This window comes from Sphingopyxis soli, from assembly GCF_018682675.1.
Taxonomy (GTDB): domain Bacteria; phylum Pseudomonadota; class Alphaproteobacteria; order Sphingomonadales; family Sphingomonadaceae; genus Sphingopyxis; species Sphingopyxis soli.
On record NZ_JAFMTR010000064.1, the window covers coordinates 1 to 9,217 of the forward strand.

Sequence of the window (9,217 nt, forward strand, 5' to 3'; positions counted from 1 at the left end):
ACTCGATCCGGGATCCATTCCTCCAGCGCCGCGTGAGTGGATCCCGGATCGAGTCCGGGATGACGAATGGCATTATCCAGTGCGTCGCTGTATCAACCCGCCCACATCATCGCCATCTCGAACGCAAACGCCACGAAAGTCAGCGTCAGTCCGACGACGAACAGCCGGTACGCATAGGCCAGATAGCGATATTTGCGGCGCGCCAGCACAACGCCGTTCTGATAGGTGTCGCGCAGCATCGTCTCGTACAGATCTTCCTCTGTGCGCAGCCGCGTCTTGACCGCGGCGATGAACTCATCCTCTTCCATCTGCTCGAAACGCCCGAAGAACAGGATATTGCTGTGGTCCTTGCCGTCCTTGTACACGACCGGCGGCGCCTTGCCGACGCGCGGCAGCACGGCTGACACGGCGAGCAGCGCCGACAGAAAGGAAAAGGTGGCGAGGATCGCGAGCGGCATCGCGAGCGCGCCGCCGCCCGAGCGCGCTTGCCCGACCGCGAGCGTGAACACCACGAAGGTCGCACCCATCAGGATCGACGCCTTTTGATCCGCCATTTGCGACAGCTGCATCGTGATCTGCTGGTTGGTGCGGACAAGGTGCACCGCGTTCGGCGGAAAGGAAATCGCCGACCGCTCGGGCGCCGCACCCGGTTTTTCGCTGTCCATACAGTCCCATCCCCTGCCCTGAAAGCTTCCGGCGACCTGTCACATCGATGGCATGAAGCGCCGCGAACGGCAAGATGCTGCCCGATTCCCGCCGCATTCGCTTGCCAAGCGGGCAGCATCGCGGCATTCCCGCGCGCAACTTTCTTCCATTATGGGACGCACCAGATGAGCACCGCCCTCAGGGACCAGATTTTCGGCCTGATCGAACCGTTCAACAAGAAAGGCGTCGCGCTGACCGACGCCACCACCTTCGCCGGCGACCTCGAATGGGACAGCCTGACGGTGATGGATTTCGTCGCCGAGGTCGAGGACACGTTCGACATCATCATCAGCATGAACCAGCAGGCCGAGATCGAGACTGTCGGCCAACTCGTCGCTGCGGTCGAGAAGCTGCAGGGCTGAGCCGTCGATGACCGATCTCTTTTCCAAATTCGACCCGCTGATCCAGCAGCGCGAAGCGCTGCTCGCGACCGGCGTCACCGATCCGTTCAGCCTGGTGATGGAGAAGGTGATCTCGCCGACCGTCGCGATCTGCAACGGGCGCGAGACGATCCTGCTCGGCACCTATAATTATATGGGCATGACCTTCGACGAGGATGTCATCGCCGCGGGCAAGGAGGCGCTCGACAAATTCGGCAGCGGCACCACCGGCAGCCGCGTCCTCAACGGCACCTATCAGGGCCACAAGGAATGCGAAGAGGCGCTCAAGGAATTTTACGCCATGGACCATGCCATGGTGTTCTCGACCGGATACCAGGCGAACCTCGGCATCATTTCGACGATTGCGGGCAAGGGCGACTATGTCATTCTCGACATCGACAGCCACGCATCGATCTATGACGGATGCAAGATGGGCGATGCCGAGATCGTCGCCTTCCGCCACAACGATATCGAGGCGCTCGAAAAGCGTCTGAAGCGCCTGCCCGCCGAGGCGGGCAAGCTCGTCGTGCTCGAGGGCGTCTATTCGATGCTCGGCGACATCGCACCGCTGAAAGAGATGGTCCGCATCGCCAAGGAAAATGGCGCGATGGTCCTCGTCGACGAAGCGCATTCGATGGGCTTTATCGGCGAACATGGCCGCGGGGTGGCCGAGGCGCAGGGCGTCATCGACGATGTCGACTTCATTATCGGGACGTTCAGCAAAAGCGTCGGCACCGTCGGCGGCTTTTGCGTGTCGAACCATCCGAAATTCGAGATCATGCGGCTCGTCTGCCGCCCCTATGTTTTCACCGCCTCGCTGCCCCCCAGCGTCGTCGCGACCGCCGCGACGAGCATCCGCAAGCTGATGCACGGGTCGAACAAGCGCGCGCATCTGTGGGAAAATTCGAAGAAGCTGCACGCGGGCCTCCGCGCGCTCGGCTTCCAGCTCGGAACCGAAGAGCCGCAGTCGGCGATCATCGCGGTGATCATGCCCGACCTCGAACGCGGCGCGACGATGTGGGAAGCGCTGCTGGAGGAAGGGCTGTACGTGAACCTTGCCCGTCCGCCCGCGACCCCCGCGGGGATGACCCTGCTGCGCTGCTCGCTCTGCGCCGAGCACACGAGCGAGCAGGTCGACGAGATCCTTGGCCGCTTCGAACGCGCCGGCAAGCGCGTCGGAATTGTCGGCTGAATCGACCATCCGCGCCGACCAGTGGATTCCTTTTCGGGGCGAGTCGAAGGCCTCGCCCCGGCGCGGCGCCTTCGCGGCTTTGCGGTAGAGCGCGGGTCCGGTAGAAGATGAGCGTGTTCGAGCGGGATATCGACAATGAAACCGAGGATCGGCGGGAGCGGCTGCGCTTCAGGCTGACGATCGTCCTCGGCGCGGTCATGACGGGGATCGTCGGCGCGCTCGTGCTGTTGCTCGCCCGCGCCAACGACAGCTACGACCGCTCGCTCGGCTGGCAGGCGCACAGCCTGGAAATCATCTCCCAGACGCGCAGCCTCGACGCAGCACTCGCGCGCGCCGAAGCCGCCCTCGGGCGGTTCGCGGTCGGGCTGCAGAAGGAGGACGGCCGCGTCTATCAACAGCAATGGGGGCTGGCGCAGCAATATCTGACCCTGTTGCAGCGCAATGTCCGCGACAATCCGAAGCAGGACGCGCTCGTCAAGCAATTGACCGCCGAACTCGACGTGCGCGGCGAACAGCTCGGCGACGCGGCGCTCAGCGCCAATTATCGCCAGACGGTCGCCGCCATCTCCAAATATAATGCCGCCGGGCACGACGCCGCGCTGATCCGTATCGACCGGCTCTTGTCCGAGTTGATCCGCAACGAGCGGACGATCCTCGCCGAGCGCAACCGCGTCGCGTCGGCCGACCGCGCGAGCCTCAACCAGGCGATCCTGCTCTTTTCGCTGCTCGGCGCGGCCGCAGCGGTGATCGCGATCGCCGCGACCGTGTCGCTCGTCCGCGCCGAAAGCGAACGCCGCGCCGCGCGGCGCGAACAATGGGCGGAGAGCGACCGCGCGATGCAGCTCGAAGCGGCCGTCGAGGCCCGCACCGCCGAGCTCGAGCAGGCGAACGTCGCGCTGCGCAGCGAGATGAGCGAGCGCGAGGCCGCCGAAGCGCAGCTGCGGCAGGCGCAGAAGATGGAAGCGGTCGGCCAGCTCACCGGGGGCATCGCGCACGACTTCAACAACATGCTCGCGGTCGTCGTCGGCGGGCTCGAGCTCGCGCAACGGCTGGTTGTCACCGCGCCCGAAAAGGCGCAGCGCCACCTGTCGAACGCGATGGACGGCGCCAACCGCGCCGCCGACCTGACCCGCCGCCTGCTCGCCTTCGCACGCTCCGAACCCGCGCGCCCCGAAATGGTCGTCGTCGACGACTGCATCGCGAGCTTTGCCCAGCTGATCGAGCGCACGATCGGCGATCGCATCGCGCTGACGCTCGATCTCAACAGCCCCGGCCTCGCCTGCTGGATCGACCGGCAGCAGTTCGAGAACGCGCTGCTGAACCTGTCGGTCAACGCGCGCGATGCGATGGAGGGGCATGGCTCGCTGACGATCCGCACCCTGGCCGACGGGCAGGACCAGACCGCCGCGCTGGCGGTGCAGGTCATCGACACCGGCTGCGGCATGTCGGCGGAGGTGCTCGAGCGGGTGTTCGACCCCTTCTACACCACCAAGCCGGCGGGTCAGGGCACCGGGCTCGGCATGAGCCAGGTCTTCGCCTTCTGCCGTCAGTCGGACGGCGAGGTGCAGATCCATTCGACCGAAGGCGAAGGCACCAGCGTCGCGATGCTGCTGCCCGTGGCGAAGGCCGAGGCGGCGGCGCTGGCGGATAGCAGCGCCGACGCCGATCCGGCCGCTGCATCCCCCGCCGAAGCGCTGAACATCCTTGTCGTCGAGGACGACCAGCGCGTGCTCGCCGCGACCGTCGATGCGGTCGAGGAGCTCGGACACAAGGCCGTCGCCTGCGCCAACCCGCTCGACGCAGAGGCGATCGTCGAACGCCATGGCGGTTTCGACCTCGTCCTTTCCGACGTGCTGATGCCACAGCTGACCGGCCCCGAAATGGTCGCGCGGCTCCGGCGGCGCTGGCCGGCGATGCCGATCCTGTTCGTCACCGGCTATGCCGGCGATGCGAGCGAGGTCGCGGCGTTCGGCGACCATGACGTGCTGCGCAAGCCCTTCACCCTGACCGCGCTCGATCAGGCGATCCGGCGCGCGGGCGACGCGCGGCCCGAGGGGCAGCGGTTGGCGGGTTGAGGCCATTGCCGTCCCGGCGCAAGCCGGGATTAAAAGGAAAACTAGCGGATCGCCCCGCCCCTGATAAGGCGCGGCACCAGAGTCAGCGCGGCGACGAGCGGCCAGCGGCGCTGCCAGGGCTTGATCTCGATCTTGGTGCCCGCGTGACGATTGATCTTCCACGCCAGATAGTCGATCCCGCCGGCATAGGTCAGGCTGGCCTTCGCGAGCCGCGCGATGCTGAGCAGCTTGCCCTCGATCCGCCGCCGCGCCCAGCCGCCGCCGCGCGCGCTCGCGGGAATCGCGGCGATCGCCGGTTCGCTGAACCGCAAGTAGCGATCGGGATCGGCATCGACGACCGACTGCGCGCGGTTCGTGCGCTCGGCGCGGAGTTCGACCGAATAGGTGAGCGAAAAGGCGCGGCGCCACCAGTCGAGCGGCGCCTCGCCCTCGACGCGCCCCGCCGCCGCGAGCAAGGTCGGCGCGGCGCGCGCGACCGCCGCGATCGCCCGGTCGCGCGCGGTGTCGTCGACCGCCCAGACCAGCCGCGACGGCTGCGCGAAGCGCGCCCACACCGACACATTGCGCGTTTCGGCGCCGTTCAGCCGGTCGAAGTCGGCCTCGCTCAGCACCGCATATTTGGCGATCAGCCCGCCATGCTCGAACGGAAAGACATTCGGCGGGATCAGCCGGTTGGCGAGCGCCATCCAGCGCTTCGGAAAGGCATCGCCATAGTCGGACACGATCAGGTAGAAATCGAGCATCAGCCCGTCGAGCTGCGTTTCGCGCAGGCACGAGCCGTAAAAGAGCACTACGCGCGCGCTGCCCGGATAGTGCGCGGCGATCGCCGCGGCCATTGCCGCGGCGCGCGGATCGACCGGCGTCGCAAGCTCTTCGCGGACGAGGGCGCGGATATCGGACATAAGGCGGGCGTCAGGCCGCGAGGCGCAGGAAGGGTACCGGCTGCGTCGAGGTCAGGATGATCGGCCTGCCGTTCTTCGCTTCAAAGATTTCGCCGTCGAGGATGACGTTCGAGCGCTTGCCCTCGATGCGGATTTCGTCGCCTTGCTGGAAATGCACGCCGTCGAGCGGCTTCTGCCCCAGCGTCCCGCGCCACGTCGCGCCGAGCATCCGGAACAGCGCACCGACGCTGCTCTCGGTCGCGAGCAGCTTCATGTGACCATTGGTGCCGTGGCTCTCGCTCGTCTTGATACTGAGCAGCAGCTTTTCCAGCGTCGTGACGATCAGCAGCGAGAATTTGCCCTTGAACTCGCCCTGGCGAACCAGCGAGACGGTCATCGGCTCGGGCTTCGGCGGGAGCCGCCCGCCGCCGAGACCGAAAATGATCGCGAACAGCCCGAGGATTGCGGCAAGAATGTGCGAAATGCCGTTCGGCAGGCCGAGCGGGTAGATGCGGTTGCGGCAATAGAGCATCACGTCGGCGAGATAGGCGCCGCCGAGGAACATGCCGAGCACCGGCCGGCCGCCGTCATTGTCGAGCGCGATCAGCTGGCGTTCGATCACATGATCCTGAAGATCGCCCGAATGGACGAGATCGAGCACGCGCTGCAACGCCTTGATCGGATCGCCCTCGGCGCCGAGGTCGAGCGCGATCAGATTGGTCTTGCCGTTGGGAAGCACCGCGACCGGCGGCGGCGAGCCGTCGAAATGGCCGCCCGAATGCAGCTCGGTCAGCGCCGCCTGCACCGTGCCGTCGCCGCCGTTGATCGCGACGACGCTGGGGCTGACCATCGCGATCGTGCGGATCGCCTCGCCGATCTGCCCGACGTCCTCCACTTCATAGTGGAAGATGTCGGGGTGCGCCGCACAAAATTCGCGCACCTGCGGCAACAGCGAGCGGTTGCCGGTCGAGCGCGGATTGGAAAGGAGTGCGACGCTGGCCATCGGCTACATATATTTCATGGTGATCGAGATCGTTCGCGGCGCGTTGCCGACCTCGAACGCGGTCTTCTTGTAGCTCGGCTTGCCGAGGTTGAAGATGTTGATGCTCGGGTTGTTCGACATCCCGCCACCGTCGCTCGACAGGTCGGTCTTGCCGTTGCCGTTGAAATCGTGGCGCACCGCGATGCCATAGGTGCCGGCCTGGGGAAACGGCACGCACACGGTCATCGATCCCGCGCGGGCGGGGACTTCGATGCGGGTGAGCCAGCGGCCCTTGGCCAGCCATTCGGACGCATTCGCGCGATAGCTCTGCACGCGAATCTTGCCCGATCCGGCCTTGACGCCGCTGATCTGGACGAGGGTGGACGGCCCGCTCCGGCATTTGGCGAGGTCGTTTGGCAAGACCTGCCCCTCTGCGTTCGCTGCCACCGACAGGGACAGCAGAGCCACGCAGAGCGACGCCGACGTAAATTTCGACATGACGCAATAGCTCCCAGTGGTTATAGCCACGCCAGCCGTCACGCTGACATGGGTCCCTGTTGCCCTTGAATCGGCATATCGGAATCATTTGCGGCCAAATCATGGTGATGGGGCGACCAAAGATTGAACAAGCTACCCGCCATCGACCGTTATATCGCGCGGCTGGTCTTTTTCCCGATGCTCGGCACCCTCGTCCTTTCGGCGATGCTGCTCGTGCTCGAAAAGATGCTGCGCCTGTTCGATTTCGTCGCGACCGAGGGCGGCCCGGTCAGCGTCGTGTGGCGGATGCTCGCCAACCTGATCCCCGAATATCTCTCGCTCGGCATCCCGATCGGGCTGATGCTGGGGATTCTCCTTGCTTTCCGGCGGCTTGCGACGTCGAGCGAGCTCGACGTGCTGCGCGGCGTCGGCATGGGGTTCGGACGGCTGCTGCGCGTTCCCTATGCCTATGCGATCGCGCTCGCGGCGCTCAATCTCGCGATCGTCGGCTTCATCCAGCCCTATGCCCGCTACGCCTATGAAGGGTTGCAATTCGACCTTCGCTCGGGCGCGCTCGGCGCCTCGATCAAGGTCGGCGAGTTCACCAAATTGGGCGACCGCATGACCTTGCGCATCGAGGAAAGCTATAACGACGGCAAGTCGCTGCGCGGCATCTTCGTTCGCGGCGAGAACAAGGACGGCCAGCGCGTATCGGCGACCGCCTCGCGCGGGCAATTCCTCGCAACCGACGATCCGAACACGATCATCCTGCGCCTGTCGCAGGGCGTGCTGATCCATGAATCGCCGAAATTCGCGGTGCCGCGTGTCCTCACCTTCGACAACCACGACCTGCCGATCCCGCTGCCGAAGATCGAGGCGTTCCGCCTGCGCGGCGGCGCCGACCGCGAACTGACGATCCCCGAACTGCTCGTCGCCGGGCGCGACAAGAATGAGTCGCTGAAAACGCGGCTGGAATCGCGGGCCAATTTCCATTTCCGGATCGTCGAGGTGATGTCGATGTTCCTGATCCCGCTGATGGCGGTCGCACTGGCGATCCCGCCCAAACGATCGACCTCGGCGCTCGGCGTGTTCCTGTCGATCGTGCTGCTGGTGACCCAGCACAAGATCAACCAATATGCCGAGGATCTCGGCGCGCGCGGCGCGGTCGACCCGCTGATCGCGCTGTGGGTGCCCTTCCTCTTGTTCGCAGGCCTGGCGATCTGGATGTATTACACCGTCGCCTATGTCCCTGGCGGCCAGCCGATCGGTGCGCTCGAACGCTTCGCCGCGAAGGCGGGGCAGAAGATTCGCCGCCTGGTCGGCGCCTTCCAGCGGAAACCGCGAGCCGCCTGACATGCACCAGCTCCACTTTTTCCCCTCGCGCACGATGGCGCTGTACGTCGGGCGGATGTTCCTGATCCGCAGTTTCTCGATCCTGTTCGCGCTGGTGCTCATCCTCCAGACGCTCGACCTGCTCGGCGAAAGCGGCAAGATACTGGCGGTCGCGGGCAATGGCGATGGCGAGGTCTGGCGCTATGTCGGAATGCGCATCCCGCAGATCATCGAGACCTTCCTGCCCTTTTCGGTGCTCCTCGGCACCATATTGACGCTGGTGACGCTGAACCAGAACAGCGAGGTCATCGCGATGAAGGCGTCGGGCATGTCGGCGCACCAGGTGCTGGCGCCGCTGTTCCTCGCTGCGCTGCTTGTCGCGGGAATCAGCTTTGCCTTCAACGAACGCATCGTCACGCGCTCGACCGCGGCGCTCAGCGCCTGGCAGAAGGTCGAATATGCGAAAGTGCCCCGGGACAGCGGCGTGCGCGCCAACATCTGGGTGCGCGCGGGCAACGACCTGATCAACGCCGGCACGGTCGAAACGCGCGGCGCCGTCGTGCTGCGCGATGTCACCATCTATGAACGCACCCAGGGCGTGCTGTCGTCGATGCTGAAGGCCGACAGCGCGAAGCCCGTCGCCGGCGGCTGGGAACTGACCAATGCGCGGCGCTTCATCCGCCGCTCGGGAACGCTCGAGCCGCTCGGCACGATCACCGCGATGAAGGGTGTCGGCACCGACCAGTTCACGCTGGCGCAGGTCGACGGCGACGAACTGCCCTTCACCGAACTCAGCACGGCGATCGACGAACTCGAGGCCGCGGGCCGACCGGTGGATGCGCTGAAAGGCGTGCTGTGGCACAAGATTTCGGGGCCGCTGTCGGCGATCCTGATGCCGCTGCTGGGCGCGGTCGCCGCCTTCGGCCTCGCGCGTTCGGGCAAGCTGTTCGTCCGCGCGATCCTGGGCATGGCGCTCGGCTTCGCCTATTTCGTCGCCGACAATTTTGCGCTCGCGATGGGCGATCTCGGCGCCTACACGCCCTTCCTCGCGGCGTGGGGGCCGTTCATCCTGTTCGCGCTGATCGGCGAGATGATCCTGATCCGCACCGAGGAATAGGGCGGACAGACGCCGGGTTTCGAGCGAAGCACGACATTTCCAGCATCGTCATCCTGAACTTGTTTCAGGATCCATG

General features: G+C 65.6%; 9 protein-coding genes. 5 read left to right on the forward strand and 4 right to left on the reverse strand.

Annotated features, from left to right (window positions below; translation table 11 throughout):
* Positions 1-92: 92 nt before the first annotated feature.
* Positions 93-665 (reverse strand): Pycsar system effector family protein, encoded by a 573-nt coding sequence (locus J1N50_RS10815; protein ID WP_215353473.1) that lies wholly within the window; start codon positions 663-665, stop codon positions 93-95.
* Positions 666-830: 165 nt separating this feature from the next.
* Between J1N50_RS10815 and J1N50_RS10820 the strand changes: the two genes are divergently transcribed.
* From J1N50_RS10820 to J1N50_RS10830, 3 genes are all read left to right on the forward strand, one after another.
* Complete coding sequence (locus J1N50_RS10820; protein ID WP_215353474.1) at positions 831-1,067, forward strand: acyl carrier protein; 237 nt, start codon at positions 831-833, stop codon at positions 1,065-1,067.
* Positions 1,068-1,074: 7 nt separating this feature from the next.
* Entirely contained in the window at positions 1,075-2,277 is a 1,203-nt protein-coding gene (gene spt / locus J1N50_RS10825; protein WP_215353475.1) for a serine palmitoyltransferase, read from the forward strand.
* Between the two features lie 113 nt (positions 2,278-2,390).
* A complete protein-coding gene (locus J1N50_RS10830) occupies positions 2,391-4,352 on the forward strand; it encodes an ATP-binding protein (protein ID WP_215353476.1) in 1,962 nt (653 codons plus the stop codon).
* 41 nt (positions 4,353-4,393) lie between these two features.
* Here the strand turns inward: J1N50_RS10830 and J1N50_RS10835 are convergent, their stop codons facing one another.
* Genes J1N50_RS10835 through J1N50_RS10845 form a run of 3 tightly spaced genes read right to left on the reverse strand, consistent with a single transcriptional unit; the run spans position 4,394 to position 6,713 of the window.
* Positions 4,394-5,254, reverse strand: coding sequence for a hypothetical protein (locus J1N50_RS10835; RefSeq protein ID WP_215353477.1), 861 nt, complete (start codon positions 5,252-5,254; stop codon positions 4,394-4,396).
* A gap of 10 nt (positions 5,255-5,264) precedes the next feature.
* Positions 5,265-6,236 carry a diacylglycerol/lipid kinase family protein gene (locus J1N50_RS10840; RefSeq protein ID WP_215353478.1) on the reverse strand — a complete coding sequence of 324 codons (972 nt, stop codon included), beginning with the start codon at positions 6,234-6,236 and terminating at the stop codon, positions 5,265-5,267.
* A 3-nt stretch (positions 6,237-6,239) separates the two neighbouring features.
* The gene (locus J1N50_RS10845; protein ID WP_215353479.1) at positions 6,240-6,713 is read right to left on the reverse strand and encodes a DUF2141 domain-containing protein; all 474 of its coding nucleotides are present in this window, start codon (positions 6,711-6,713) and stop codon (positions 6,240-6,242) included.
* A gap of 123 nt (positions 6,714-6,836) precedes the next feature.
* Here J1N50_RS10845 and lptF point away from each other — a divergent pair, with 123 nt between their 5' ends.
* A complete protein-coding gene (lptF, locus tag J1N50_RS10850; RefSeq protein ID WP_082657653.1) occupies positions 6,837-8,045 on the forward strand; it encodes an LPS export ABC transporter permease LptF in 1,209 nt (402 codons plus the stop codon).
* A gap of 1 nt (position 8,046) precedes the next feature.
* Positions 8,047-9,141 (forward strand): LPS export ABC transporter permease LptG, encoded by a 1,095-nt coding sequence (lptG, locus tag J1N50_RS10855; protein ID WP_215353480.1) that lies wholly within the window; start codon positions 8,047-8,049, stop codon positions 9,139-9,141.
* Positions 9,142-9,217 lie beyond the last annotated feature (76 nt).